This is a genomic window from Paenibacillus sp. J31TS4, assembly GCF_018403265.1.
Lineage (GTDB): Bacteria > Bacillota > Bacilli > Paenibacillales > NBRC-103111 > J31TS4.
Genome location: NZ_BOSI01000001.1, coordinates 117,786 through 142,803, shown reverse-complemented (window position 1 = coordinate 142,803; position 25,018 = coordinate 117,786). Strand labels below are relative to the sequence as shown.

Annotated in this window: 23 protein-coding genes; all 23 read right to left on the bottom strand. The window is 58.2% G+C overall.

Annotation, left to right across the window (positions count from 1 at the left end; genetic code table 11):
- Positions 1–33: 33 nt before the first annotated feature.
- The 23 genes from KJS47_RS00705 to KJS47_RS00595 all read right to left on the bottom strand — a co-directional run bounded on the left by KJS47_RS00705 (position 34) and on the right by KJS47_RS00595 (position 25,002).
- The gene (locus KJS47_RS00705) at positions 34–981 is read right to left on the bottom strand and encodes a bifunctional riboflavin kinase/FAD synthetase (RefSeq protein WP_213521906.1); all 948 of its coding nucleotides are present in this window, start codon (positions 979–981) and stop codon (positions 34–36) included.
- Between the two features lie 44 nt (positions 982–1,025).
- Positions 1,026–1,934: a tRNA pseudouridine(55) synthase TruB gene (gene truB, locus KJS47_RS00700; protein ID WP_213521904.1), complete on the bottom strand. Its 909-nt coding sequence runs from the start codon at positions 1,932–1,934 to the stop codon at positions 1,026–1,028.
- Positions 1,931–2,917, bottom strand: a complete 987-nt coding sequence (locus KJS47_RS00695) for a DHH family phosphoesterase (protein WP_213521902.1) — start codon at positions 2,915–2,917, stop codon at positions 1,931–1,933. The genes truB and KJS47_RS00695 overlap by 4 nt, the downstream gene beginning before the upstream one ends.
- A 2-nt stretch (positions 2,918–2,919) precedes the next feature.
- Positions 2,920–3,279, bottom strand: a complete 360-nt coding sequence (gene rbfA / locus KJS47_RS00690; protein ID WP_213521900.1) for a 30S ribosome-binding factor RbfA — start codon at positions 3,277–3,279, stop codon at positions 2,920–2,922.
- 6 nt (positions 3,280–3,285) lie between these two features.
- The gene (gene infB / locus KJS47_RS00685; RefSeq protein ID WP_249716012.1) at positions 3,286–6,045 is read right to left on the bottom strand and encodes a translation initiation factor IF-2; all 2,760 of its coding nucleotides are present in this window, start codon (positions 6,043–6,045) and stop codon (positions 3,286–3,288) included.
- The gene (locus tag KJS47_RS00680; protein WP_213521897.1) at positions 6,038–6,361 is read right to left on the bottom strand and encodes a L7Ae/L30e/S12e/Gadd45 family ribosomal protein; all 324 of its coding nucleotides are present in this window, start codon (positions 6,359–6,361) and stop codon (positions 6,038–6,040) included. The genes infB and KJS47_RS00680 overlap by 8 nt, the downstream gene beginning before the upstream one ends.
- Positions 6,354–6,665, bottom strand: a complete 312-nt coding sequence (gene rnpM, locus KJS47_RS00675; RefSeq protein WP_213521895.1) for an RNase P modulator RnpM — start codon at positions 6,663–6,665, stop codon at positions 6,354–6,356. The genes KJS47_RS00680 and rnpM overlap by 8 nt, the downstream gene beginning before the upstream one ends.
- Before the next feature lie 35 nt (positions 6,666–6,700).
- Positions 6,701–7,798: a transcription termination factor NusA gene (nusA, locus tag KJS47_RS00670; RefSeq protein ID WP_213521893.1), complete on the bottom strand. Its 1,098-nt coding sequence runs from the start codon at positions 7,796–7,798 to the stop codon at positions 6,701–6,703.
- 74 nt (positions 7,799–7,872) lie between these two features.
- On the bottom strand, positions 7,873–8,379 hold the full coding sequence (gene rimP / locus KJS47_RS00665) for a ribosome maturation factor RimP (protein WP_213521892.1): 507 nt from the start codon (positions 8,377–8,379) through the stop codon (positions 7,873–7,875).
- 137 nt (positions 8,380–8,516) lie between these two features.
- Positions 8,517–12,851: a PolC-type DNA polymerase III gene (locus tag KJS47_RS00660; RefSeq protein ID WP_213521891.1), complete on the bottom strand. Its 4,335-nt coding sequence runs from the start codon at positions 12,849–12,851 to the stop codon at positions 8,517–8,519.
- A gap of 116 nt (positions 12,852–12,967) precedes the next feature.
- Positions 12,968–14,413: a proline--tRNA ligase gene (gene proS / locus KJS47_RS00655; RefSeq protein ID WP_213521890.1), complete on the bottom strand. Its 1,446-nt coding sequence runs from the start codon at positions 14,411–14,413 to the stop codon at positions 12,968–12,970.
- Positions 14,414–14,455: 42 nt separating this feature from the next.
- A complete protein-coding gene (rseP, locus tag KJS47_RS00650; protein ID WP_213521889.1) occupies positions 14,456–15,718 on the bottom strand; it encodes an RIP metalloprotease RseP in 1,263 nt (420 codons plus the stop codon).
- 181 nt (positions 15,719–15,899) lie between these two features.
- Positions 15,900–17,051, bottom strand: a complete 1,152-nt coding sequence (locus KJS47_RS00645; RefSeq protein ID WP_213521888.1) for a 1-deoxy-D-xylulose-5-phosphate reductoisomerase — start codon at positions 17,049–17,051, stop codon at positions 15,900–15,902.
- 22 nt (positions 17,052–17,073) lie between these two features.
- Positions 17,074–17,859: a phosphatidate cytidylyltransferase gene (locus KJS47_RS00640; protein ID WP_213521886.1), complete on the bottom strand. Its 786-nt coding sequence runs from the start codon at positions 17,857–17,859 to the stop codon at positions 17,074–17,076.
- A 21-nt stretch (positions 17,860–17,880) separates the two neighbouring features.
- Entirely contained in the window at positions 17,881–18,645 is a 765-nt protein-coding gene (locus KJS47_RS00635; RefSeq protein WP_213521884.1) for an undecaprenyl pyrophosphate synthase, read from the bottom strand.
- Positions 18,646–18,727: 82 nt separating this feature from the next.
- Positions 18,728–19,282, bottom strand: a complete 555-nt coding sequence (gene frr, locus KJS47_RS00630) for a ribosome recycling factor (RefSeq protein WP_213521882.1) — start codon at positions 19,280–19,282, stop codon at positions 18,728–18,730.
- Positions 19,282–20,010, bottom strand: coding sequence for a UMP kinase (gene pyrH, locus KJS47_RS00625; protein WP_213521880.1), 729 nt, complete (start codon positions 20,008–20,010; stop codon positions 19,282–19,284). The genes frr and pyrH overlap by 1 nt, the downstream gene beginning before the upstream one ends.
- 101 nt (positions 20,011–20,111) lie before the next feature.
- Positions 20,112–20,765 carry a translation elongation factor Ts gene (gene tsf, locus KJS47_RS00620; protein ID WP_213521878.1) on the bottom strand — a complete coding sequence of 218 codons (654 nt, stop codon included), beginning with the start codon at positions 20,763–20,765 and terminating at the stop codon, positions 20,112–20,114.
- Between the two features lie 133 nt (positions 20,766–20,898).
- Entirely contained in the window at positions 20,899–21,597 is a 699-nt protein-coding gene (gene rpsB, locus KJS47_RS00615; RefSeq protein ID WP_213521876.1) for a 30S ribosomal protein S2, read from the bottom strand.
- Positions 21,598–21,883: 286 nt separating this feature from the next.
- Positions 21,884–22,555, bottom strand: a complete 672-nt coding sequence (locus KJS47_RS00610) for a hypothetical protein (RefSeq protein WP_213521874.1) — start codon at positions 22,553–22,555, stop codon at positions 21,884–21,886.
- Positions 22,548–23,201 (bottom strand): hypothetical protein, encoded by a 654-nt coding sequence (locus KJS47_RS00605; protein ID WP_213521872.1) that lies wholly within the window; start codon positions 23,199–23,201, stop codon positions 22,548–22,550. The genes KJS47_RS00610 and KJS47_RS00605 overlap by 8 nt, the downstream gene beginning before the upstream one ends.
- 40 nt (positions 23,202–23,241) lie before the next feature.
- Entirely contained in the window at positions 23,242–23,556 is a 315-nt protein-coding gene (locus KJS47_RS00600; RefSeq protein WP_213521870.1) for a hypothetical protein, read from the bottom strand.
- A 39-nt stretch (positions 23,557–23,595) separates the two neighbouring features.
- A complete protein-coding gene (locus KJS47_RS00595; RefSeq protein WP_213521868.1) occupies positions 23,596–25,002 on the bottom strand; it encodes a FapA family protein in 1,407 nt (468 codons plus the stop codon).
- Between the last annotated feature and the right edge of the window lie 16 nt (positions 25,003–25,018).

The window sequence follows — 25,018 nt, the reverse complement described above, 5'->3', positions numbered from 1 at the left end:
TCCCCCTCTTCCTCGTCCTTCACAAGCGAAACGTCAAACGGGCTGCAATCTCCGCCGAATCTCCTCTACATCCTTGCCGATCTGGGAGACCAAATCGGGCAGGGAGGCGAATTTTTGCTCGGGCCGGATGTAATGAAGGAACTCGACCTGGAGATTCTCCCCGTACAAATCGCCTTCGTAATCCAGCAGGTGCACCTCGAGCGACACGCGATGACCTTCGCCCTCAATGGTCGGCTTGACGCCGAGATTCGCGGCACCCGCGAACGAACGCTCCCGTCCCGTCTCCCGGACGCGTACCGCATAGACGCCCAGGCGAGGCAGCAAGTAAGGCTCTGCAAGCTCTAGATTGGCCGTAGGGAAGCCGATCGTTCGGCCCAGCCTGCGTCCTTCCACGACATGCCCGCGCACCTGGTACGGACGTCCGAGCAGAACGGCCGCTTCCTCGACGCGTCCCTCCTCGAGTGCTTCGCGGATAAGCGTGCTGCTCACCTTGCGGCCGTCCTGGTGAAATGCCTGCACGACCTCCACCGCCATTCTCGGCTGCCCTAGCTCCCGCAGCAGGCCAGGCGTGCCCTTGCCCTGATAGCCGAACGAGAAGTCGAAGCCGACGACGACCTTCTCGATGCCGAGCGGCATCAAGATCCGTTCCACGAACTGGTCCGGCGCAAGCTCGGAGAACGTCCGATGAAACACGAATACGTAGACGTAGTCCACCCCGAGCTCCTTCATCAAGGCAAGCTTGGCTTCAGGCGGCGTCAGCATCTGCTCGTATTGGGAGCGGCCGAGCAGCGCCCGCGGATGCGGATGGAACGTCATAACCGCGACGGGCAGTCCGCTTTGCTTGCCGGCGGACACTGCCTTGGCAATGACCTCCCGGTGGCCGAGATGAAGGCCGTCGAAATCCCCGATCGCCAGCACTTGACGCTCCGGCATGCCCGCGAGTGGCAGCTTCTCTGGATAGTTGATTGTAAACACTTGCATTCCGTGATCACCTGCTATTCTCCGACTAACGGGCCGCCCCGCTTTTATTGGAATACTTTTTCCGGGAGCAGCAGCCCGCGCTCCCGATCTGCCCGGAAAATACCGAGGAATGCCCGTTCCGGCGAATAGAGCCGGATCAGGTCTCCCGCTCCCTCGGGCAGCGTGTCCGGCGCCCAAAGCAGCTTGCGGCCCTGCAGCGCGTGAACCGCCTGCTCCGGAGCGGCCAGCGTCACGGCCGCCAGATGCGGCACCGCATCGTCCGGCGCAAGCAGCCGCCGTTGCCATGTTCCGTCCGCCGCTTCCTGCTCCAGTTCCTCGAACGTCACGCAATTCGCGCGGGTCAAGGAGCCGGTCGCGGTGCGGACGAGCTCGGACATGACGGCCGGGACGCCCAGCGCCCGTCCGATATCGACGCACAGCGTGCGGATATAGGTTCCTTTGGAACAGGAAACGCGAAACCGAATCTCCGGATGCGGCCGGTCCAGGTCCATCGCAAGCGCATCGATCCGGTAAATGTCTACCTGACGTGACTTGCGCTCGACAGTGGCGCCTTCCCGCGCCAGCTCATACAGCCGCTTGCCGTCGACCTTCACCGCCGAATACATCGGCGGCACCTGATCAATCGTGCCGACGAACGAGGCCAGCACGCGCGTAATCTCTTCTGCCGATACCGTCACCCGATCCAGCCGTTCCAGCACCTCACCGGTGAGATCCTCGGTATCGGTGGACAGGCCAAGCGTAAGAACCGCCTCGTACTCCTTCGGCAGATCCTGGATGTACTCGACGAGTCTTGTCGCTCGTCCAATGCAAAGCGGCAGGACGCCGGTCACCTTCGGATCGAGCGTGCCGGTGTGGCCGATCCGCTTGATCCGAAGGATCCTCCGCGCCTTGGCGACCACATCATGGGAAGTATAATCGACCGGTTTCCATATCGGCAGTACACCCTCTGTCATGAGATTGCCTTCCCCGCTTCCGTTACCAATTGGGCCACAACGTCTTCGTAGCTCCCCCGCAGTGTGCAGCCGGCCGCCCTAATATGGCCGCCGCCGCCGAACCGCTGGGCGATAGCCGAAACGTCGGCGCCGCTGGAACGGAGACTGGCTTTGAAGACGCCCGGCTCCTTCTCCTTAACGAAGATGCCGATCACTACGCCCGCGATATTGCGCGGATAGTTGACGATGCCGTCGAGGTCTTCGTCTGACGCCCCCGCTTCCTCAAGATCCTGAAGATGAACGCCCATCCAGGCGATCCGACCGTCGGAGGAAAATGAGAGCGAATCGATAGCCTTGCCGAGCAGCCCGATATGGGAACGGGTGACCGTTTCCAGCATACGCTCAGCCAGCACGCTTCCTTGAGCGCCGTGCTCCAGCATTTCGGCTGCAATCCGCATGACGGCCGGCGTCGTGCTGGAGTAACGGAAGCCGCCGGTATCGGTAAGGAGACCGGTATAGATCGACGTTGCGAGCGGCTCCGTCCATGCGACGCCCAGCGAGACCGCCAGGTCGTATAGAATCTCCGTGGTAGAAGCCGCTTGGGGCTTCAAAAGCGTACAGGTGCCGAACCCGTCATTCGTCGGATGATGATCGATATTAAGCAGGTCGGCGCCTTCGGCAATCCATTCAGCCGAACGCCCCGTGCGCGAATAATCGGCACAGTCCACCGTGATGACGGTGGAAAAGCGGGATTCCGGAGCCTCCACGCCCGCTTGCCGGATGGCGTCCGCTCCCCATAGCGTCTCGAACTTCCGCGGCACCGGATCTTCATTGCATAGGACGAATTGTTTGCCCAGCTGCTTCAGCATCCGCCCCATGGCGGAGGTGGAACCGATGGCATCGCCGTCGGGACTGAGATGGGAGACGACCAGGAACTGGTCGTGCTCCAGAATGAACGTCTTAGCGGCTTCCAGCTGGCGGGTATAGTCCTCCGTCCGCTGCACGCTTAAACGTCCTCTTTCTCATCGTCCTTGATATTGCCCAGCAGCTTCTCAATCCGGTTGCCGTATTCGATCGACGTATCGAATTTGAAAAGCAGCTCCGGCACGACACGCAGCCGGATTCTTTTGCCGAGCTCCGAGCGGAAGAACCCGGTTGCCCGGGTCAGTACTTTCATCGATTCCGCTTTTTGCTCCTCCGTCCCCAAGACGCTTAAATAAATCTTCGCCTGAGACAGGTCGTTCGTCACGTCCACGCCGGTAATCGTCAAAAACCCGATGCGCGGATCTTTAAAATCGTTTTGCAGAATCTGGCTCAGTTCCTTCTTGATCTGCTCGCCCACTCTGCCTGTTCGAATCTTTGCCATTCCTTATCACCTCTCGACGGTTTCCATTACGAAGGCCTCGATGGTATCTCCCACCTTGACGTCGTTAAACCGCTCGATCGTAATCCCGCACTCGTAGCCCTGCGCCACTTCCTTGGCATCGTCCTTGAACCGCTTGAGCGAGTCGATCTTGCCTTCGTGAATGACGATGCCGTCCCGGATGAGACGAACTTCGGCATTCCGCGTTATTTTGCCCGAAGTAACCATACAGCCTGCAATCGAGCCGACTTTGGATACTTTGAAGACGTCGCGGACTTCCGCATGGCCGATGACGCTCTCCTTGTAGATCGGGTCCAGCATGCCCTTCATGGCTTGCTCGATCTCCTCGATGACGGCATAGATGACGCGGTGCAGGCGGATGTCCACCTTCTCCTGCTCGGCCGTCATCATAGCAGCCGGCTCCGGACGCACGTTGAAACCGATGATGATGGCGTTCGAGGCGGAAGCCAAAATGATGTCGGACTCGGTAATCGCGCCGACGCCGGTGTGAATGATCTTCACGCGAGCGCCTTCGATGTCGATCTTCTCGAGCGAGCCGCGCAGCGCTTCGGCGGAGCCTTGCACGTCGGCCTTGATGATGACGAAAAGATCCTTTACTTCGCCTTCCTGGATATGCTTGTAGAGATCGTCCAGCGTGACGCGCGAGTTGGCGCCCATCTCGGATTGGCGAAGGGTGATAGCGCGCTTCTCCGCGATCTCTCTCGCTTTGCGCTCGTCCTCGTAGGCGAGGAACGGATCGCCCGCTTGCGGCACTTCCGTCAGACCGGTAATCTCGACCGGCGTGGAAGGACCCGCTTCCTTGAGACGCTTGCCCTTATCGTTCACCATGGCGCGGACGCGGCCGAATTGGACGCCGGCGATGAAGCTGTCACCGACATGCAGCGTACCGTGCTGGATCAGGACGCGAGCGACCGGACCGCGGCCCTTGTCGAGCTCGGCTTCGATAACCGTCCCTCTCGCGCGCTTGTTCGGATTCGCTTTAAGCTCTTGTACTTCCGCTACGAGGAGAACCATCTCGAGCAGCTGATCAAGGTTCATCTTCTGCTTCGCAGATACGTTGACGAAGATCGTGTCGCCGCCCCACTCCTCGGGAACGAGCTCGTACTTGGTCAGCTCCTGCTTGATAGCATCCGGATTCGCTTCCGGCTTGTCGATCTTGTTCACCGCGACGATGATCGGCACGTTGGCCGCCTTGGCGTGGTTGATCGCTTCTACGGTCTGCGGCATGACGCCGTCGTCCGCCGCTACGACAAGGATGGTGATGTCTGTCACCTGGGCACCCCGTGCACGCATCGTGGTGAACGCTTCGTGGCCCGGCGTATCGAGGAATGTAATCTTCTTACCCTGCACCTCGACTTGATAAGCGCCGATATGCTGCGTAATCCCGCCCGCTTCGCCGGCGGTTACGTTCGTCGTACGGATCGCGTCAAGCAGCGTCGTTTTGCCGTGGTCGACGTGGCCCATAATGGTGACGACCGGCGGACGCTCCTCGAGATCGCCCTCTTCGTCCTTCTCCTCGATCAGCTCGAAATTTTCCTCGTCGACCGGGATTTTGAGCTCCACTTCCACCTTGTATTCGTTGGCGATCAGCTGGATGGTATCCAGATCGAGTTCCTGGTTGATCGTCGCCATGACGCCGAGGAAGAGGAGCTTCTTGATAACTTCCGATACGTCTTTATGAAGGAGCTTCGCAAGATCGCCGACGGTCATCGTTCCGCGAACAATGATTTTCTTAGGCGTGTTATCGACCTTATCCTTGCGAACCTGCTGCTGGTTGTTCTGGTTTCTGCCTTTCCCGCGCTGGTTGCGGTTGTTAAACCCGCCGCCCGGACGGCCGCCGCCCCGATTGTCATCGAATCGGCGCTGCTGCGGCTGCGGCCTTACCTTCTTGCCGCCTGCCTCGTTCGCCTTGACGTCCATTTCTTCCACGCCCGGCACCGACGAATTCTTCAGGACGCGGCCTTCGCCCACGCGGAAGCCCTGGCCTTGACCGCCACGGTTGCCGCCTTGGCCCTGGCCTTGACCGCCACGATTGCCGCCTTGCCCTTGACCTGGACCACGGTTGCCGCCTTGGCCCTGGCCTTGACCGCCACGGTTGCCGCCTTGCCCTTGGCCTGGACCGCGGTTGCCGCCTTGGCCCTGGCCTTGACCGCCACGGTTGCCGCCTTGTCCTTGGCCTGGACCGCGGTTGCCGCCTTGCCCTTGGCCCGGACCGCGGTTGCTGCCTTGGCCCGGACCGCGGTTGCCGCCTTGGCCCTGCCCCTGACCAAAGCGGTTGCCGCCTTGCCCTTGGCCTTGGCTGCGGTTGCCGCCTTGCCCTTGGCCTTGGCTGCGGTTACCGCCTTGCCCTTGGCCTTGACTGCGGTTGCCGCCCTGTCCTTGGCCTTGACCGCGGTTGCCGCTTTGGCCTTGCCCCTGACTACTGTCGCCACGGCCTTGCTCACCGCTGTGAGTAGTCGGCTGGGACCGCTGCGCGTCTTCCCCGGACGCTTGCGGCTGTCCCTGCGGACGAGCTCCGGCAGCCGGGGAGGAAGCTCCGCCGTCACTGCGCTTGGCTGCAGCATTAGCCTTGACGTCGCGGAAGAATTTCTCGACGGCGTTGACCGCATCGTTTTCCATGACGCTCATATGGTTGTTAACCGAAATGTTGAGCCGCTTCAAAATCGTGATAATTTCCTTGCTGCTCATATTCAATTTTTTGGCGTATTCGTAGACTCTAAGTTTGTCCTTGTTGTCTTGTTTATTCAAATTTCTCCACCTCCGCAAGGTTTGCCTGGCACTTACGAAGGAGCTTGGCGAACCCATCGTCGGTCACTGCCATAATGACCCGTTCCGCTTTACCGACGCTCGCTCCCAGCTCTTCGCGTGTACCGTATTGCATCAAAGGGACATGATAGGATGTGCACTTGTCCCTGAATTTTTTGGTTGTGTTATCCGAAGCGTCCGTGGCCATGATGGCAAGCTTCGCTTTGCCCGACCGAATCGCATCGAGCACGGTATCGTCTCCGGTGACCAGCTTGCCTGCCCGCAGCGCGAGTCCGAGATTACTGAAAAATTTATTCATCGTCGTCCATCGCTTCCTTGGCGGCCAGGAATTCGTCCTCCACCTTGACGAAATCCCGCTCCAGCTGGTCATAAATCTCGGCGCTGACGCCATGCTTGAGTGCCCGGTCAAGAGCCTTGCTTTTCTTCGCAAGCTTGAAGCACGACTGCTTGCCGCACAAATAAGCGCCTCTTCCGGATTTTTTGCCCGTCAGGTCGATGAGGATCTGGTCATCCGGCGTCTTGACGACGCGGATCAGTTCCTTCTTCCCCATCATTTGTTGGCAGGCTACGCATTTGCGCTGCGGTATTTTTCTCGGTTTCATCGTCATCACCCGCTTATCCGCCACTGCTCCTCCGATCAGTCAAAGCTGACGGAGTCCTGCGGCAGTTCTTCCGTATACGTCTTCTCGCGGCCGTATTCCTGTTCGGCCTGCGCTTCGCTCTTGATGTCGATCTTCCATCCGGTCAGCTTGGCGGCAAGGCGGGCGTTCTGGCCCTTTATGCCGATCGCCAGTGACAGCTGATAGTCCGGCACGATGACGCGCGCCATCTTTTCAGCTTCGAACACGTTGACCTCCAGCACTTTGGACGGGCTGAGCGCGTTCGCTACGTATTCCTCGACGCTCTCGGACCAGCGGACGATATCGATCTTCTCGCCGCGCAGCTCGTTCACGATCGTCTGCACGCGTGTGCCCTTGGGGCCAACGCAGGAGCCGACTGCATCCACTTCCGAGTTGCGGGAATAGACGGCGATCTTCGAGCGGAAGCCCGCTTCGCGCGCCACGGAGCGAATTTCCACGACGCCCTGGAAAATCTCCGGCACTTCCAGCTCAAACAGCCGCTTCAGAAGGCCGGGATGCGTCCGGGACAGGAAGATTTGCGGTCCCTTGGTCGTATTCTCGACCTTGGTGATGTATGCCTTGACGCGGTCGTTGTGCTTGAACTTGTCATTCGGCATCAGTTCGGTCAGCGGCAGAACCGCCTCTACCTTCCCGAGGTCGACATAGACGTTGCGAGTATCCTGCCGCTGCACGATGCCGGTTACAATGTCTTCTTCCTTCTCGATAAACGCATTATAAATGAGTCCCCGCTCGGCTTCGCGGATCCGCTGGGTCACCACCTGCTTCGCGGTCTGGGCCGCGATCCGGCCGAAGTCTTTGGGTGTTACTTCGATTTCAACGATGTCCTCCAGCTGGTAGTTCGGGTTGATGTCACGGGCGGCATCAAGAGAGATGTCAAGCCGCGGATCCAGCACTTCCTCGGTAACGGTCTTCCGGGCATAAACCTTAATCAAGCCGGTATGCCGGTTGATGTCCACACGCACGTTTTGCGCCGTGTTGAAGTTGCGCTTGTAGCTGGAAATCAAGGCCGCCTCGATCGCCTCGATCAAGATGTCCTTGCTGATCCCTTTTGTTGTTTCAATTTCATGCAGGGCCTCGATAAAATCGGTGTTCATTTCGCCTGCGGTCCCCCTTTCAAAATAAACCGGACTCGCGTCCGGCCTTCCCGTCTTCGTGCGGGAGCTCTATCTCAGAAAACGATTGCGAGCCGGGCGCTAGCTACCTTTCCGGCCGGAATCGTGTACTGGCGTTTCCCCGTGTCCACAACCAGCTGCTGCTCGTCATACGACAGCAGGGTCCCTTCGAACTCCTTGAGCCCGTCGATTGCTTCGTACGTGGTGACATAGACGTTGTCGCCGACCGCTTTGAGAAAATCGGCAGGTTTCTTAAGGGGGCGCTCCGCTCCGGGTGATGATACCTCTAGAAAATAGGCGGTCGGGATCGGATCGGTCTCATCCAGCTTAGTGCTCAAATATTCGCTCAGCCGTCCGCAGTCATCGATATCGATGCCGCCGTCCTTGTCCACGAACACCCGCAAAAACCAGTTGCTGCCCTCTTTCACATACTCAATATCCACTAGCTCCAGCCCATGTTCCTCGATATACGGCTGAACCATCTGTTCGACTGTCGATTTGATATGCGAACTCAAAGACTCGTTGCCCCCTTTTGGCTTGCCCTGTCCGCCCCCGCAGCTCATGCGTCAGGGCATTCAGGTCTATATCAAAATGTAAAGAGTGGGTTGCCCCACTCTCCGTAAACGAAAAGATATCATCATTATTGCCAAAAAACATTATACCATAACAACTATTCCCTAACAATAGATAGCCCGCCGAATTAAAACAAGGAGAGCTGATTCGTCTCGGGCAGGCCGCGGAAGCAGCCCATTCCGTTCAGAATTTCCACGATCGTTTTGGATACTTTGGCCCGGTTTTGGAAGTCCTCCATCGAGAGGTATTCTCCTTCTTCCTTGGACGCCGCGATGCTTTTGGCGGCCGAATCCCCGATTCCCGGCACGGCCGAGAACGGAGGAATCAGGGAATTCTCCTTGACGCGGAATTTCGTTGCGTCGGACTGATACAAATCGACCGGCCGGAAGGTGAAGCCGCGCGCGGTCATCTCGAGACCCATCTCGAGAATGGATACCATTGCCTTCTCCTTCGGGAGCGCCTGGAAGCCCTTCTCCTCGATCTCGATCAGCTTGCGGAGGATGGCGTCGTAGCCTTGACAGAACAGCTCAACGTCGAAGTCTTCAGCGCGGACCGAGAAGTAAGTGGCGTAGAATTCGATCGGATGATACAGCTTGAAGTAGGCCGTCCGGACGGCGGAAATGACATACGCGGCGGCGTGCGCCTTCGGGAACATGTACTCGATCTTCTCGCACGAATCGATGTACCACGCCGGCACCTTGTGCTTGCGCATTTCTTCCTTCCATTCCTCCGTCAGACCGCGCCCCTTCCGCACGCTCTCGGTAATCTTGAACGCCAGGCCCGCATCCATGCCCGCCTTGTAGATCAGATACAGCATGATGTCGTCCCGGCAGCCGATTACGGTTTTGATGTTGCACGTTCCCTTGCGGATGAGCTCCTGCGCATTGCCCAGCCAGACTCCGGTTCCGTGGGACAGACCCGAGATCTGCAGCAAATCCGCGAAGGTCGACGGCGAGGTCTCCTGCAGCATCTGGCGCACGAACTTGGTCCCCATCTCGGGCACCCCGTAGGTGGCAACCGGCGTTCGGATCTGCTCCGGCGACACTCCGAGTGACTCCGTAGAATGGAATAGGCTCATCACCTTGGGATCGTTCATCGGGATCGTCGTCGGGTCCACACCTGTTAAGTCCTGCAGCATTCTCATCATGGTCGGATCATCGTGTCCGAGAATATCGAGCTTGAGCAGGTTCTCGTCGAAGGCGTGGTAATCGAAGTGGGTCGTCATCCATTCCGCGCTCGTGTCGTCCGCCGGAAACTGTACCGGGGTGATGTCCTCGACCTCGATGTAATCCGGCACGACGACGATGCCACCCGGATGCTGGCCGGTGCTCCGCTTCACGCCGGTGCAGCCGGCGGCAAGCCGCTTAATCTCGGCCGTGCGCCATTGCCCGCCCTTTTGCTCCTCATATTTCTTCACGAAGCCGAACGCCGTCTTGTCCGCCACCGTGCCGATCGTACCGGCGCGGAACACGCTCTTCTCCCCGAACATAATCTTGGTGAAGTTATGCGCCTCCGGCTGGTATTCGCCCGAGAAGTTCAAGTCAATATCGGGGACCTTGTCACCTTTGAAACCTAGAAACGTTTCGAACGGAATGTCCTGGCCTTCGCCCTTAAGCTTGGCTCCGCATCTCGGGCAATCCTTGTCAGGCAGGTCAAAGCCGCTCGGGATCCGACCGTCGGTGAAGAATTCGCTGTACTGGCAGCTGCGGCACAGATAGTGCGGTGGCAGCGGATTGACCTCCGAAATTCCGAGCGCGGTGGCGACGAAGGACGAGCCGACCGATCCCCGGGAGCCAACGAGGTAGCCGTCAGCGTTCGATTTTTTGACGAGCCGCTCGGAGATCAGATAGTTCGCCGAGAAGCCGTAGTGAATAATCGGCTTCAGCTCCTTCTCGAGCCGGTTCACAACGAGTTCGGGCAGCGGATCGCCGTACATCGACTTGGCCGTCGCATAGCAGGTGTTACGAATCTCCTCATCCGCTCCTTCGAGGATCGGCGAGAACAGACCGTTGTCCGTCGGTCCGCCCTTCCTTGGGAACAGCTCAATCTCCTCGAACTGGTCGGCCAGCGCCGCCGTATTCGTGACGACGACTTCCTTAGCCTTCTCGGGACCGAGAAACGCGAATTCCCTCAGCATTTCCTGGGTCGTGCGGAAATGGGCGTCCGGCTTGCGGATATCCTTGAGCGGACTGAAGCCGGTAATGCCGAGGATGGTAATGTCGCGGCTGATCTTGTCCCGCGGATGCAGGTAATGGACGTTGCCTGTCGCGATAACCGGCTTGTTCAGCTTCTCGCCGAGCGAACAGATTTTGCGAACGGCGTTCTCCAGCTGCTCCCTGCTGCCGACGAGTCCTTTCTCTAGCAGGTGCATATAAAAGTCGATCGGTTGAATCTCAAGGATATCGTAAAACTTCGCTACTTCCTCGGCTTCTTCCATCGTCTTGTTGAGCACGGTCTCGAACAGCTCGCCTTTCTCGCAGCCGGAGATGACGAGCAGCCCTTCCCGCAGCTCGATCAGCTTGCTCCTCGGAATACAGGCCACCCGGTTGTAATGTTCCGTATGGGACAGCGACACCAGCTTGTACAAATTCTTCTTGCCGGTCTGATTCAGCGCATAGATGCAGCAGTGGAACGGTCTCGTGTTGCTGAGATCCTTGCCCACGAACTGGTTCAAGCCGTCCAGCGTCTCCAGTCCCCGCTCTGCCGCTTCCTTGATCATTGCGAACAGAACGCCTCCGAGCGCCTCCGAGTCGTCGATCGCGCGGTGGTGGTTCTCCAAGCTGACCTTAAACTTGTCCGCCAGAGTGTTCAGCCGGTGATTCTTCATCGTCGGGAACAAGAGTCGCGCCATCTCCAGCGTATCGAGCACCGGATTATTCATCGTCTCGAGGCCGAGCTGCTGACAATAATGCTGAATGAACCCGATATCGAAGCGTGCGTTGTGCGCAACTAGCACGCAGTCCTCGCAGAACTCGACGAACTTGGGCAGCACCTCCTCAAGCTCCGGCGCGTCACGCACCATCTCGTCGGTAATATTGGTCAGCTGCGTAATGTTGTACGGAATCGTTTCGTGCGGGTTAACGAAGTAGGAGAACTTGTCGATCACCTGGTTGTCCTTCATCTTGATGCCCGCAAGCTCGATGATCTTGTTGTCGGTGACGGACAAGCCCGTCGTCTCTATATCGAAAACGACGTACGTAGTATCCTTCAGCAGGCGCGGCTCGGGATTCAGGACGATCGGCACGTTGTCGTTGACGACGTTCGCCTCCAGGCCGTAGATGACCTTGATCCCGTGCTTCTTGGCCGCCTTGCCGGCGTCCGGGAACGCCTGCACCCCGCTATGGTCGGTGATGGCGATCGCCTTGTGGCCCCATTTGGCCGCCGTCTTGATGTATTGGTCGACCGGCGTGATCGCATCCATCGTGCTCATCGTCGTGTGCAGATGGAATTCGACCCTCTTATCCTCCGCGGTATCCTTGCGGTCCTCCGGCGGAACGATCTCATTGATGTCACGCGGCATGAACATGAGCTCGGGCGGGTTCATGAACCGGTCGAATTCGATCTTGCCGCTCGCCTTGATCCACTTGCCGTTCTCCAGCAGGCTGTACAGCTTGACGTCCTCCTTGGTCTTGGCGAACGCCTTGACCGCGATCGAGTCGGTGAAATCCGTCAGGTTGAACGTAATGAGCGTGCTGCCGCTCTTCAGCTCCTTCGTCTCGAGTCCGAAGACGGTGCCCTGCAGCGTTACCTTCTTCTCTTCTTCCTTGATCGACTGGATCGGAACTGCCGCATCCTTGATCTCGAAGCCGATCATCAGCACCTGCCGGCCTTCTTCCGGTTTGGCCACTACGGTCTCTTGCGGAACGGCCATCATCATCTCCTGGGTGACCATCCGCTCCTCTTCTTCGATCAGCTGAGCGAATTTGAGATACTCTTCCTCGGCTTGGCCGCTGTCGCTGCAGCTTAGCACCACTTGATAATCAAGCGAAAAATGCTCCAGATAATATTGGCGGACCCAGCGGTCCACCCCTTTTTTCTTGGCCAGATCGAGCCCGATCTGGTCCAGCAGCACGAGGCCCAGCTTGCGTTCCTGGACCTCCAGCCTCGCTTTGGTCAGCCAGCCGTTCACGGCAAAAACCTTGTCCTGGATCCATTCCGTCAGATGAGGCCAGTATTCCTGCGCTGCCCGTCCGTGTGTTTCGGGATCCCGGTATTCAAAGACGAACCGGATCCGCGATATATGACGGAACGCCTCATGTATTTTTGTGCAGAATTCTTTATAGACATCGCAAGCAACCAGGGATTGCTTATGTATATAAAACGTCCATTCGGAATTTTTTCGGCTGACTTCCACACGTTCGATATAGCCTTCGGCAAAATGCCCGTTCACGAATTCCGGAGGCAGACCCGCCTGCTTCATCAGCAGCTCGAACCGCAATCTCTTCTCCTCTTGAGCGCTCATGATCGATCCTCTCCCCTAACGCGCTGTCTTGCTGTAGACTCCCATTTCGGTTAACTTAGGCAAAAAAAAGAAAGAGCAAAGGGAAGGCAAGCCTTCCGTTTGCTCTTCTATTGTACTTAATAAGCCCGTCCGAAGACAACCGTATGTTTGGCTTTTTCCCCGCAGACGAGACACGTTTCCTTCTCCGCGATCGGCGAGAACGGAATATTCCGGCTTGTCGCGCCGGTTTCTTCCTTGACGGCTGCCTCGCACGCTTCCGATCCGCACCAGCCGGTCGTCAGGAACCCGCGGTTGGTTTCGAAGAACGCCTTCATCTCGTCCAGCGTATCGACGACCGCCATATGCTCATCGAGGAACGCCTTCGCCCGGTTGAACATCTCTTGATGCGTCTCTTCGAGCAGCTTGGCCACCTCATCTACGAGATGGTCCTGGCTTACCATCCGCTTCTCTCCGGTTACCCGGGAGACGAGCACGACCTGGTTGTTCTCCATATCGCGCGGACCGAGTTCAAGGCGGACCGGGATCCCTCTCATTTCGTACTCGTTGAATTTCCAGCCCGGGCTCTGGTCGCGGTCGTCGACCTTGGCACGGATGCCGGCCTTCTTAAGCTCGGCGTACAGCTCGTTCGTTCGGGCCGTCACCTGTTCTCTCGTTTTGGCCGGTCCGATCGGAATAAGGACGACCTGCGTCGGGGCTACCTTAGGCGGCAGCATCAGGCCGCGGTCGTCGCCGTGCACCATGATCATCGCTCCGATGAGCCGCGTGCTGACGCCCCAGGACGTCGTGTGGCAGAATTGATGCGTATTCTCGCGATCAAGGAATTTGATATCGAACGCAACCGCGAAATTCGTACCGAGGTAATGGGACGTTCCGGCTTGCACCGCCTTGCCGTCCTTCATCATCGCCTCGATCGAATAGGTGTCGACCGCACCCGCGAACTTCTCCGAAGGCGTCTTCTTGCCCATGATGACCGGAATGGCCAGGAAGTTCTCAACGAAGTCGCGGTAGATCTCCAGCATCTGCATCGTCTCGCGGCGCGCATCCTCCTCGTCCTCGTGAGCGGTATGGCCTTCCTGCCAAAGGAACTCGCTCGTCCGCAGAAACGGCTGCGTCCGCTTTTCCCAGCGGACCACGTTCGCCCACTGGTTGATCAAGAGCGGCAGGTCGCGGTAGGAATTGATCCACTCGGCGTACATATGGCCGATCATCGTCTCGGAGGTCGGCCGGATGGCGAGGCGCTCCTCCAGCTTCTCGCCTCCCGCCTCGGTTACCCAAGGCAGCTCGGGATTGAATCCTTCAACGTGCTCTTTCTCTTTTTGGAAGAAGCTCTCCGGAATGAAAAGCGGGAAGTAGGCGTTGCGGTGGCCGGTTTCCTTGAACCGGGCATCCAGCTCCCGCTGGCACAGCTCCCAAATTTCATAGCTGTCCGGCTTGAACACGATGCAGCCGCGGACTGGCGAATAGCTCATCAGATCGGCTTTCTTGATTACATCCAGATACCATCTCGAAAAATCTTCGCTCTGCGGCGTAATTTCTTTGACAAATTGCTTCTCGTTCGACATTGTGACCTCCAAATTGGTTTCCCCGGGAAACGGTGGTTCCTCTTATCCCTTGATCTTGAACAATCTCAATATATCGTTGTAAGTAACGGCGATCATCAGCAGCATCATCATGGCGAAGCCGATGAAGTGAACCAAGCTCTCCCGGTTCGGGTCGACCGGCTTGCCGCGCACCGCCTCCAGACCGAGGAAAACAAGGCGGCTGCCGTCCAGCGCCGGAATCGGCAGAAGGTTGAAGATGCCGAGATACAAGCTGAGAAGTGCGGTCCAGAATACCATCGGTCCTGCACCCGCCTGCGCATATTGGTTCGATACCTCTACGATCCGGACGGGGCCGCCGAGGTCATCCATCGTAAACTGGCCGAAGACCAGCATCTTGAAGCCGAGCAGAATCTGCTTGGTCGCCATTGCCATGTTGTCCCAGGCACCGGTGACCGCCTCGCCGAGTTGAACCGATCTAGTCTGCCAAGTGAGGCTGATCCCGACGACAGGCGCCTCTCCCTTCACTTTCGGCGTCACCTGCTTCTGGACCTGCTCGCCGCCGCGGCTAACGATCCAGGTCATGGGCTGGTCGGCCGACTGCTTGATCAGGCTTGTCAGCTTCTCGCGGTCGGTGCCGATGGTCTGCCCGTTCACCTGCAGAATAATATCTCCTGTCGCGAGTCCCGCTTGCTCCGCAGGGGAGCCTGGCTCCACGCCGCCGAGCTTGACGCTTGTCGGGACGCCGTTCAGGAACATGAACACAAAGAACAATACGAACGCCAGCAGGAAGTTCATCATCGGCCCGGCGAAAATCGCCATCGCCCGTTTGCCGACCGTCTTGCTGCCGAACTGGCGGTCCCATGGCGCGATCTGGGTTTCCTTGCCGCGCGCCACTATCACCGCTTCCCGGTCAACCGGAAACTCCTCCGTTTCCCCATCTAGCTTCAGACTGAGCTTCAGCTCGCGTTCCAGGTCGATCTTCGCCAGCTCACCCTGCAGAACATCCGACCGCATATCCAGCTTATCCAGAAAGACGTGGGTCACCTTGCCGTCCCTAAGATGAACCGCAACGGTTTGCCCCGGCGTCACTCCTACGACTTCCGGATCCTCTCCGGCCATCCGGACGAATCCTCCGATCGGCAGCAGACGCAGCGTATAGCGGGTTTCTCCTTTTTTGAACGAGAACAGCTTCGGCCCGAAGCCGATTGCGAATTCCCGGACCAAAATCCCCGCCCGCTTCGCGAAGTAAAAATGTCCCCATTCATGAAGGGTAACCAGAACGAAAAACATAAGAACGATCTGCACACCGGTCTGTAAATAAGACAATCTTCGTTCCTCCTTAGAAGGACGGAAGCCTTCCGCTTCTTGGGCCTTCTTGTTTCTGTTCTAAGATTACCATGTTTTTTCCTCGCAATACAAGCGAGGTCCCGTCTGTGTGCAGCCCTCCGGACACAGGGAAAGCCCGGGCAAGCCCGGGCTTTCCAGCCGCATGCCGTCCTGCCGGACGCTAAGAGAAGTCAATCGACGACGCCGTTTGCCGCGCCCACGCGTCGGCTTGCTGAATTTCATCCAGATCCGGCACGAGGCTGAGCTGGTGCTTTTCCAAAACCCGCTCGATCGTCTCTTCGATTTGAAGGAACTTGATGTCTCCCCGAAGAAACCGGTCCACCGCGACTTCATTGGCCGCATTGTAAACGGTCGTCATCGTACCGCCGGTACTGCCGCACTCGAAAGCGAGGCGAAGACAAGGGAATCGCTCGTAGTCCATTTCGCGGAAATGGAGCCGGCCGAGTTCCGCCAGATTGAGCGGGGTCGTCGGCGTTTTGCGGCGCTCCGGATACGTAAGCGCGTACTGGATCGGCACCCGCATGTCAGGGTTGCCGAGCTGCGCAATGACGCTGTTGTCGGCGAACTCCACCATCGAGTGGATAACGCTCTCGGGATGCAGCAGCACCTCGATCCGGTCATACGGGAGGCGGAAGAGCCAGTGCGCCTCGATCACTTCCAGACCCTTGTTGACCATGGTCGCCGAATCGATCGTAATCTTGGCGCCCATCGACCAGTTCGGATGCTTCAGCGCTTCCTCCACTGTTACGTCCGCCAACTGCTCTCTCGTCCGATCACGGAACGACCCGCCGGATGCCGTCAGGATAATCCGGGAGACCGCTTCCTTCGGCTCGCCATTCAAACACTGGAAGATGGCCGAGTGCTCGCTGTCGACCGGCAGCAGCTTGACTCCGTGCTTGGCGGCCGCCTGTGTGACGAGGTGGCCAGCGCTGACCAGCGTCTCTTTGTTTGCGAGAGCGATGCTTTTGCCCGCCTCAATGGCTGCCATTGTGGGACGGAGTCCCTGGCTGCCCATGACGGCGTTGATGAGCAAATCGGCGTCCGTTGCGGCCGCCACCTCGATCATTCCTTTTTCGCCGTAATAGATTTCGGTGTAGCTCGGAATATGTAAGGCCAGTTCTTCCGCCAGCTCTTTGGTTGCGACCGAGACCTTTCGGGGCTGAAACTGGCGGATTTGTTCGATGAACAGCTCGAGATTGGAGCCGGCTGCAAGGGCCTCTACCGTATAGCGGTCCATATCGTGGGAGATCACGTTAAGGGACTGGGTCCCAATGGAGCCGGTCGAGCCCAGAACGGCGATTTTTTTTCTCATCGAAGCATCCCTCTCTTCCGGTTTATTGCGGGATTAACGACATCAGATGGACAAAGGGAAAGACGATCAGCCAGCTATCCACCCGGTCCAGAACCCCGCCGTGTCCCGGCAGAATCGTTCCGGTATCTTTAATCCCCTTTACCCGCTTGTATGCGGATTGAATAAGGTCCCCAATCGTGCCGATGACGGCAATTGTCGCTCCCAGCATGACGGCGTACCCGTAAGTGAGCAGCTCAGGCTCTAGGGAAGCAAAGACGAGTGCGGCCGCTATTGACAGTAGGATACCGCCTGCTAGTCCCTCCAAAGTCTTTTTGGGACTGATCTTGGGCCAGAGGAGTCGCTTACCGAACAGTCTGCCCGCGAAGTATGCGCCGGAGTCGGATGCCCAGATGCAAACGAAGGTCAAGAGTGTCCAGAACAGCCCGTTGTCCAGCATGCGTGAAGCGATCATGTAATGAAAGCCGAAGCCCATATAGAGCACGCCCGTGAACATGGTGGAGATGTCGTCGATCGTCGTCTTGTTCTGCGTGGCCACGGTCAGGAACAGCAGTAGAAACAAGAGCAACCAGGTGTAGGCTTCAAAATTGTTCGGCCCCCACGCGATCCCCGGCAGGACCAGAAGCACGAGAAGCACCAGTCCGAAGAGATAGAGGATGCCCTTGCTTCTCAGTTTGTTCATTCTTGCGTACTCGTCATACCCGACCACCGAGAGAAGAAGCACCAAGGCGGAGAACCAGTATTGTCCGAAATAAAGAAAAGCGAGAAATACGGCACCGGCAACGATCCCGGTGATAAGTCGAGTCTTCATGGACTACCTCCAGCAGCGTGCCTACAATCCGCCGAATCTGCGGTTGCGGCTTTGGTACTCAAGAATAGCTTCGTATAAGTGCTCATCTGAAAAATCGGGCCAATACAGATCGGAGAAGATCAGCTCCGTGTAAGCGAGCTGCCACAGCATGAAATTGCTGATACGGCGTTCTCCGCTCGTCCGGATCAGAAGATCCGGGTCAGGAAGGCCGGCCGTCTGCAGTCTGCTCTCGAGAGACGCCTCGTCGACCTGCTCCAGCGTTAGCTCTCCGGACTGAACCGCCTTCACGATTCCGCGGACGGCTTCCATCATCTCCATCCGGCTGCCGTAATTGAAGGCGAAGTTCAAGATGAGTCCCGTGTTGTTCTTCGTCTTCTCGACGGCCTCTTCCACGGCGCCGAGCGTATGGGCAGGCACGCCCTCTTTCCAGCCGGTCATCCGGACGCGCACGTTCTTCTCAATCAGCTCATCCAGCTCCAGCGCCAGAAACTCCTGGGGAAGCTTCATCAGATAATCGACTTCGTCGCGCGGCCTCTTCCAGTTCTCCGTCGAGAACGAATACAGGGACAGCACTTCCACCCCGATGTTGTCGGCGGCTACGGTAACCCGCTTGATCGCCTTCATGCCGGCATGGTGGCCGGCCGCACGGGGAAGCCCCCGCCGGCGTGCCCACCGTCCGTTGCCGTCCATTATAATGGCGACGTGCTTCGGAATGTTCGTTTCATCGAGCTGTTCGGGGATTCCCGCTTCTTTTTTCTTGCCAAACCAGGTCTTGAACTGAGACATATTGTCCTATCCTCCAAGCAGATTGCAAACGTGTCCTGAAAAAACCGAAAATCCCCTTCCGAAAAAGGGGTTCCGTTATGGCTTACACTTCGGTGATTTCCTTCTCTTTTGCGGCCAAAATTTTGTCGACTTCCGTCGTGTATTTGTCCGTCAGCTTCTGGATGTCGTCTTGATAACGACGCGACTCGTCCTCGGTGATCTCGCTCTTCTCGAGCTTCTTGATGTCCTCGTTCGCGTCGCGGCGGATGTTGCGAACCGCTACCTTCGCTTCTTCGCCGTATTTCTTGGTCAGCTTGACGAGCTCGGAGCGGCGCTCCGCGGTCAACGCCGGAATGACGATGCGGATGGCGCTTCCGTCGTTCGACGGTGTCAGGCCGAGATCCGACTTCATGATCGCCTTTTCGATCGCCCCGATGGACGTTTTGTCCCACGGCTGGATATAGAGCGTGCGAGGGTCAGGCGTATTGATGTTCGCCAGCTGAGTGACCGGCGTCATCGCTCCGTAATACTCCACCATTACCCGATCCAGCAGAGAGGGTGTCGCTCTGCCTGCACGCAAGGTGGCAAGCTCCCTTTTCAGCGCGTCAAGCGCTTTTCCCATACGATCTTCCGCGTCCTTCAGAATAGCTTGCGGCATTAGGATACACTCCCTTTAACAGTCGTTCCGATTTTATCCCCGAGCACAACCCGTTTGATGTTGTCCTGCTCGGTAATGGAAAATACGATGAGCGGAATGTTGTTGTCCATGCAGAGAGAAGATGCGGTCGTATCCATCACGCCCAGGTTCTGGCTGATGACCTCGAGGTAAGTCAGCGTTTCGAATTTGACCGCTTCCTTATCGACGAACGGGTCGGCGCTGTAAACGCCGTCAACCTTGTTCTTGGCCATCAGAATCACTTCCGCCTCGATCTCGGCCGCCCTCAGAGCCGCGGTCGTGTCGGTCGAGAAGTAAGGGTTCCCGGTGCCCGCCGCAAAGATAACGACGCGTCCCTTCTCCAGATGCCGGATCGCTCTGCGGCGGATATACGGCTCTGCCACCTGCTGCATCTCGATCGAGGTTTGTACTCTCGTCGGCACGCCGACGTTCTCCAGCGCATCCTGAAGCGCGAGGGAGTTCATCACGGTCGCCAGCATCCCCATGTAGTCTGCGGTCGCCCGGTCGATACCCTTCGAGCTGCCGGCAATGCCGCGCCAGATGTTGCCCCCGCCGACCACGATTGCAATTTCCACATTCAGCTCATAGACACTTTTCACCTGTTCGGCAATGGAGGTAATGGTTGCAGAATCGATGCCAAAGCCTTGCTGGCCGGCGAGTGCTTCCCCACTCAGCTTTAAGACGATTCGTTTAAATACAGGCTGCTTCAAATTCGATACCTCCAATTTCGAAAATCTATACAACGGTCAGCCAAAGCGCCTGTTCCTCTTATAAAAGAAGGAACACGGAAGGTGTTCCTCTTTCATTGGGACTATTCGCCTTTTACTTGTGCCATAACCTCGTCGGCAAAGTTTTCTTGCTTCTTCTCGAGACCTTCGCCGAGCTCGTAGCGGACGAAGCGGCGGATCGAGATGTTCTCGCCGATCTTGCTGATCTTCTCGTTCAGCAGCTGGGAGATCGTCTTGTCCGGATCTTTGATGAACGATTGCTCCATCAGGCAGTACTCTTCGTAGTACTTCGAGATGCGGCCTTCGACCATTTTGTCGACGATGTTAGCCGGCTTGCCTTCGTTAAGAGCCTGGGCACGGAGGATTTCTTTCTCCTTCTCGAGCTCTTCGGTAGAAACTTCTTCTCTTCTAACGAATTTCGGGTTGACGGCTGCGATTTGCATCGCGATGTCGCGCACGAACTCTTTGAAGTCGTCCGTCTTCGCCACGAAGTCGGTTTCGCAGTTGACTTCGACGAGGACGCCTACGCGGCCACCTGCGTGAATGTAGGATTGAACGGCACCTTCGGTTGCGATGCGGCCCGCTTTTTTCGCTGCGGCTGCAAGTCCTTTTTCGCGGAGCAACTCTGCTGCTTTCGTCAGGTCACCGCCTGCTTCTTCGAGCGCTTTTTTGCAATCCAGCATACCAGCGCCTGTCGCTTCGCGAAGTTCTTTCACTTGTGCGGCTGTAACTGCCATTGATAGTTTCCTCCTCATAATATCTGTATAGTCGCCATAAGTCGACTTCGTTTGCTTTCAAAAAAAGGGCGGGGATCGGTTCTTACACCAACAACCCACCCTTTTGTTCATTCACTTGTTTAGGAAACGATGATTAAGCAGTCGTCTGCTCGCCTTGGTTCGCTTCGATGATGGCGTCAGCCATCTTGGAAGTGAGAAGCTTAACAGCGCGGATTGCGTCGTCGTTGCCAGGGATTACATAGTCGATTTCGTCCGGATCGCAGTTCGTGTCTACGATGCCGACGATCGGGATACCAAGCTTGCGTGCTTCGGCAACCGCGATGCGCTCTTTGCGCGGGTCGATAATGAACAGTGCGCTCGGCAGACCCTTCATGTTCTTGATGCCGCCCAGGAATTTCTCGAGGCGGTCTTTTTCTTTTCGAAGGATGATAACTTCTTTCTTAGGAAGAACTTCGAACGTGCCGTCCTCTTCCCACTTCTCCAGCAGGTGGAGACGATCGATCCGCTTTTGGATCGTTTGGAAGTTGGTCAGCGTACCGCCGAGCCAACGCTGGTTGATGTAGAACATGCCAGCGCGAGTAGCTTCTTCAGCGACGGAGTCCTGGGCTTGTTTCTTGGTGCCCACGAACAGGAAAGTGCCGCCTTCTGCAGCGACGGACTTAACAAAGTTGTAAGCCTCTTCTACTTTCTTGACCGTCTTTTGCAGGTCGATAATGTAAATGCCGTTTCTTTCGGTGAAGATGTAACGATCCATTTTCGGGTTCCAGCGACGGGTTTGGTGACCGAAGTGTACCCCAGCTTCCAGAAGCTGTTTCATGGAGATTACTGCCATCTTCACACACCTCCTCATAAATGGTTTTTTTGTTATCCTCCGCCCGCATCATCTTCCGGCAAGGCTCTCCCTACGGGAAAGCACCCTTGTCGAAATTAACCGGCGTGTGTTTTAACACCATTGGTTACTATACCACAATCAAAAAGGCGATGCAACAACCTCCATGGAAAAGAAAGGGGACGAGCTTTCCATCGTGCCGGAGCCCGTCTGCAGCCTGGCTAAGAAGCAAAAAAAGACGCCGCGAGGGCGTCTGTCCGACTGGCGGACCGTGTCGTTCGGTCCGTCCTTATTTGGAAATGGCCGTAATGCGGTCGATCATCGCTTCGGCGGTCTCTCCCGGCACGAAGGAATAGGTGCCCGACCGGATCTTGGTCTGCAGCCGGCGGCCGAGCAGCAAGTCTTCGAACGCCTGGCGGTCGGAGACGAGGCCCGCCTGCACGAAAGCGTCCACCACCTGCCAGCCGGTCGAGCCGGGCGCGATCGTCACCTGGACGGGGGAAGGCGCCGTGGCGGCGGGCGGAGCAGACGGTGCAGCGGGCGGCTGCCCCGCCGGGGCCTGGCTGGCAGCCGGAGGCGCGGAAGCCTGCGGCGCGGCAGGCGGAGCCGGGGCGGTTGCCGCAGGGGACGCCGGCGCTGCGGCCGCTGGCACGGACGCGGCCGGTGCCGACGGCGTCGCAGGCGGCTGCGCCGAAGGCCCGACGGGCGGCACCGAGGAGGCCGGCGGCGTTCCGGCGCCAGCGGACGGCGACGGGCTCTGCTGCGGCGGCGAAGCGCCGGCACCCCGCGTCTCGTCGAGCGGGGCGAGCCGGTACCCGGCCGCCTCCGCCTGCTGCCGGAGCCGCTGCTCGTCCGCCGGAGAGCTATTGCCGGATGCCGCATAGACGGCCTGCAGCAGCACGGCGCCGAGCATGATGCCGAGGCCGATGCCCGTCCAGTAGGCTTTGCGCCGCTCAGACATCCTCTTGCTCCTCCCGCTTCGCCAGCTGCAGAATCAAGGCGATCTCTCCCTTGTTCATCCCGGTCTTCCTTGCGATCTGTTCCACCGATTTGCCTCCGTCATATAGCTGGAACAGATCGGGATAGCGGCTGCGGATCTGCAGGCTGCTTCCGGTCTCCCCGCCGGCATCCAGGCTTCCCGCTTGTCGGATGGCCTCCTGAAGCTTATGGGCCTGTTCCCCCTGCCCATATCTCACGGCAGCCGATCCCGCGTGGGAGCCGCCTCCCGGATTGCCCTCCGACTGTGCGGAGACCGAGACGGCTGAACCGGACGGCACTCCGGCGTGACCCGATTTTCCGCTCGATAGAGCCCAATCGCGCAGCAGGCCGACTTGTTCCCGGAGAGAGAAGGTCTCCTTCTCCAGCTCCTCAACGCGTCCCTTCCATTCCTTGAGCTGCTCGACGTGCGCCTGCTGCATCTTCTCAACGGCCGCCATCAGCTGCTTGTTGTCTTCCTCCGTCTGGTAGGCGAACTGTGCCATCGCCTCCTCGAGCTCCTTGGCCGTCAAAGCGGGTCCGCCCTGTCCGTTTTTTCGCGGCGCTAGGCGGACCAGCCCAATGATCAGGAGACCCGCTATTGCTATTGCGATCCATGCGTTGTCACCCACCCGGGTTCACCTGCCGTTCTCCTAGAATCCTCTCTTGCTGCTACAGCTGCAAATCAATAAACCTTCCTTTATACGGGTGCGGAGCGTCCCGCTCGTCCTCCCGGTCGGCCATCCCTTTTTTCTTTTTCTGCCCCTTCTGTGAATCGCCGCCCCGTTGGCCCCGCTCCCGTATGCCCGCTTCGCCCGCCTCCGGTGTTTTGCCGGTCTTATGGGTATCCTGCGCGGCCTGCTTGCCGTTCTGCTCGGCCAGCGCCGCCTGGTCCTCCACCGGCTTTTGCTGCAGCTGTGACTGCTGGAGTCCGGCGTCGCTGTTGCGGTGAACCGCCATTTGCAGATCGATCGCTTTCCAGCTCATGGTCTGTCTCTCCCTCCGGACGGCGGCTGCCTTCCCTTATTAAAGCGGCTGACAGGCGATGTCTCCGCTATCCAGCCGGAACACAACTCGATTCATCGGATCCTTCACGAATTTCACGCAGCGCCCGATCGTCAGCTTCGTGCCGGGATAGACGACATAGACGGCTTTGACATGGGCCTGCTCATTGTCCTCGAGGGCGAGCTCGATTTCGAGTACCCGCTCGCGCAGCTCGCCTAGCTCGTCGTTTGTCTGCTTGCGCGTGCTCGACAGCTTGATTCGCATCGCCAGCTTATCACCGCTCAGCTGTCCGGCCGAAGCGAGCTGATCCAGTATCGCCAGCGCCTTCTCCGTCTTGTCCAGATGCTCGGCCAATTCCCTGGCCTGCACCCGCAGCTGGCTGAGCTCGTTGCGCAGCTCGGGCAGGACGCCGACCTCAATGACAGTCTGCGTGTTCATCAGGTTGCCGATCGTACGCGCCTCCACTTGACCGCCGGCCTGAACAGTCCCGCCCACGATCAGTCCCTTGGCCCCGCTGCACAGAACGGAGCGCCCCGCGTGAATGACCGAATGCATGATGCTCTGGGAGACGATAACGTCCTCACCTGCGTCCACTCTGGCATCCTGGATAAAGGAGCACTTGACGGTTTTGCCGGCCTTGACCATCCCCTTGTTCTGGCCGAGTATGCCGGCGGCAATGAGAATGCCCCCTCCCGCCTCGAGATCGGCCGCTTCGACGCCTCCCGTTATGCGAATGTCGCCGTCTGCCTTGATGCGAAAACCCGGCAGCACGTTCCCGCGGATGACGACCGAGCCGTTGAAGGAAATGTTGCCGACGTGATAGTCGACGTCTCCGTTCACTTCAAATATAGGGAACACGTTCACTTTGCCCCGCTCGGACAGCACCAGCATGCCGTCAAGAACAGCGTACAGCTGCTGGCCTTCCGCATCCGTGACGACATTCTTGCCAATGCTGAATCTCGCCTCGCGGCCCGGCTTGCCGGGAATTGGTTTGCCGGTCACGGTCATTCCTGGAACGGCAGGCTCCGGAGGAAGCAGTCGAGCGAGAAGCTCCCCTTTTCGAACGTTGGTCAGCCTGGTGATTTCCTTGTAATCCACGGTCCCGTCCTCAAGCTCGAGCGGCCGTTTCTGCTGCTCTTCCGCAAGGCCGGCAAAGACGACACGCCCGTCAGCCCCGTGACGAGGCGGTGTCCCGGCCGCAACGACGATCGTCCGGTCCCGGTAGTCGACCGGTGACGAGGCGATCCGCTGGAGGACAACGGTATCCAGACCGTGCACGATGCCCTGCTGCCGTACGTAGCCTTCCAGCTGCTCTGCCGAGCAGACGAACGTTTCCTCAACATGCGAAAACGTCAGGCGCGCCTCTAGCTCGTCCTCCGACTTTTGGAGTTGTACATAATAGTCTAACGGCAATACCTGTGGATTCATGAGCTCCCCCCTCCGT

Excerpts from the sequence above, each read along its gene's own strand:
- KJS47_RS00705 (WP_213521906.1), bottom strand. The coding sequence starts at position 981 with ATGCAAGTGTTTACAATCAACTATCCAGAGAAGCTGCCACTCGCGGGC.
- truB (WP_213521904.1), bottom strand. The coding sequence starts at position 1,934 with ATGACAGAGGGTGTACTGCCGATATGGAAACCGGTCGATTATACTTCC.
- rbfA (WP_213521900.1), bottom strand. The coding sequence starts at position 3,279 with ATGGCAAAGATTCGAACAGGCAGAGTGGGCGAGCAGATCAAGAAGGAA.
- KJS47_RS00680 (WP_213521897.1), bottom strand. The coding sequence starts at position 6,361 with ATGAATAAATTTTTCAGTAATCTCGGACTCGCGCTGCGGGCAGGCAAG.
- rnpM (WP_213521895.1), bottom strand. The coding sequence starts at position 6,665 with ATGAAACCGAGAAAAATACCGCAGCGCAAATGCGTAGCCTGCCAACAA.
- nusA (WP_213521893.1), bottom strand. The coding sequence starts at position 7,798 with ATGAACACCGATTTTATCGAGGCCCTGCATGAAATTGAAACAACAAAA.
- rimP (WP_213521892.1), bottom strand. The coding sequence starts at position 8,379 with ATGAGCTGCGGGGGCGGACAGGGCAAGCCAAAAGGGGGCAACGAGTCT.
- KJS47_RS00660 (WP_213521891.1), bottom strand. The coding sequence starts at position 12,851 with ATGAGCGCTCAAGAGGAGAAGAGATTGCGGTTCGAGCTGCTGATGAAG.
- proS (WP_213521890.1), bottom strand. The coding sequence starts at position 14,413 with ATGTCGAACGAGAAGCAATTTGTCAAAGAAATTACGCCGCAGAGCGAA.
- KJS47_RS00645 (WP_213521888.1), bottom strand. The coding sequence starts at position 17,051 with ATGAGAAAAAAAATCGCCGTTCTGGGCTCGACCGGCTCCATTGGGACC.
- KJS47_RS00640 (WP_213521886.1), bottom strand. The coding sequence starts at position 17,859 with ATGAAGACTCGACTTATCACCGGGATCGTTGCCGGTGCCGTATTTCTC.
- KJS47_RS00635 (WP_213521884.1), bottom strand. The coding sequence starts at position 18,645 with ATGTCTCAGTTCAAGACCTGGTTTGGCAAGAAAAAAGAAGCGGGAATC.
- frr (WP_213521882.1), bottom strand. The coding sequence starts at position 19,282 with ATGCCGCAAGCTATTCTGAAGGACGCGGAAGATCGTATGGGAAAAGCG.
- tsf (WP_213521878.1), bottom strand. The coding sequence starts at position 20,765 with ATGGCAGTTACAGCCGCACAAGTGAAAGAACTTCGCGAAGCGACAGGC.
- rpsB (WP_213521876.1), bottom strand. The coding sequence starts at position 21,597 with ATGGCAGTAATCTCCATGAAACAGCTTCTGGAAGCTGGGGTACACTTC.
- KJS47_RS00610 (WP_213521874.1), bottom strand. The coding sequence starts at position 22,555 with ATGTCTGAGCGGCGCAAAGCCTACTGGACGGGCATCGGCCTCGGCATC.
- KJS47_RS00600 (WP_213521870.1), bottom strand. The coding sequence starts at position 23,556 with ATGAGCTGGAAAGCGATCGATCTGCAAATGGCGGTTCACCGCAACAGC.
- KJS47_RS00595 (WP_213521868.1), bottom strand. The coding sequence starts at position 25,002 with ATGAATCCACAGGTATTGCCGTTAGACTATTATGTACAACTCCAAAAG.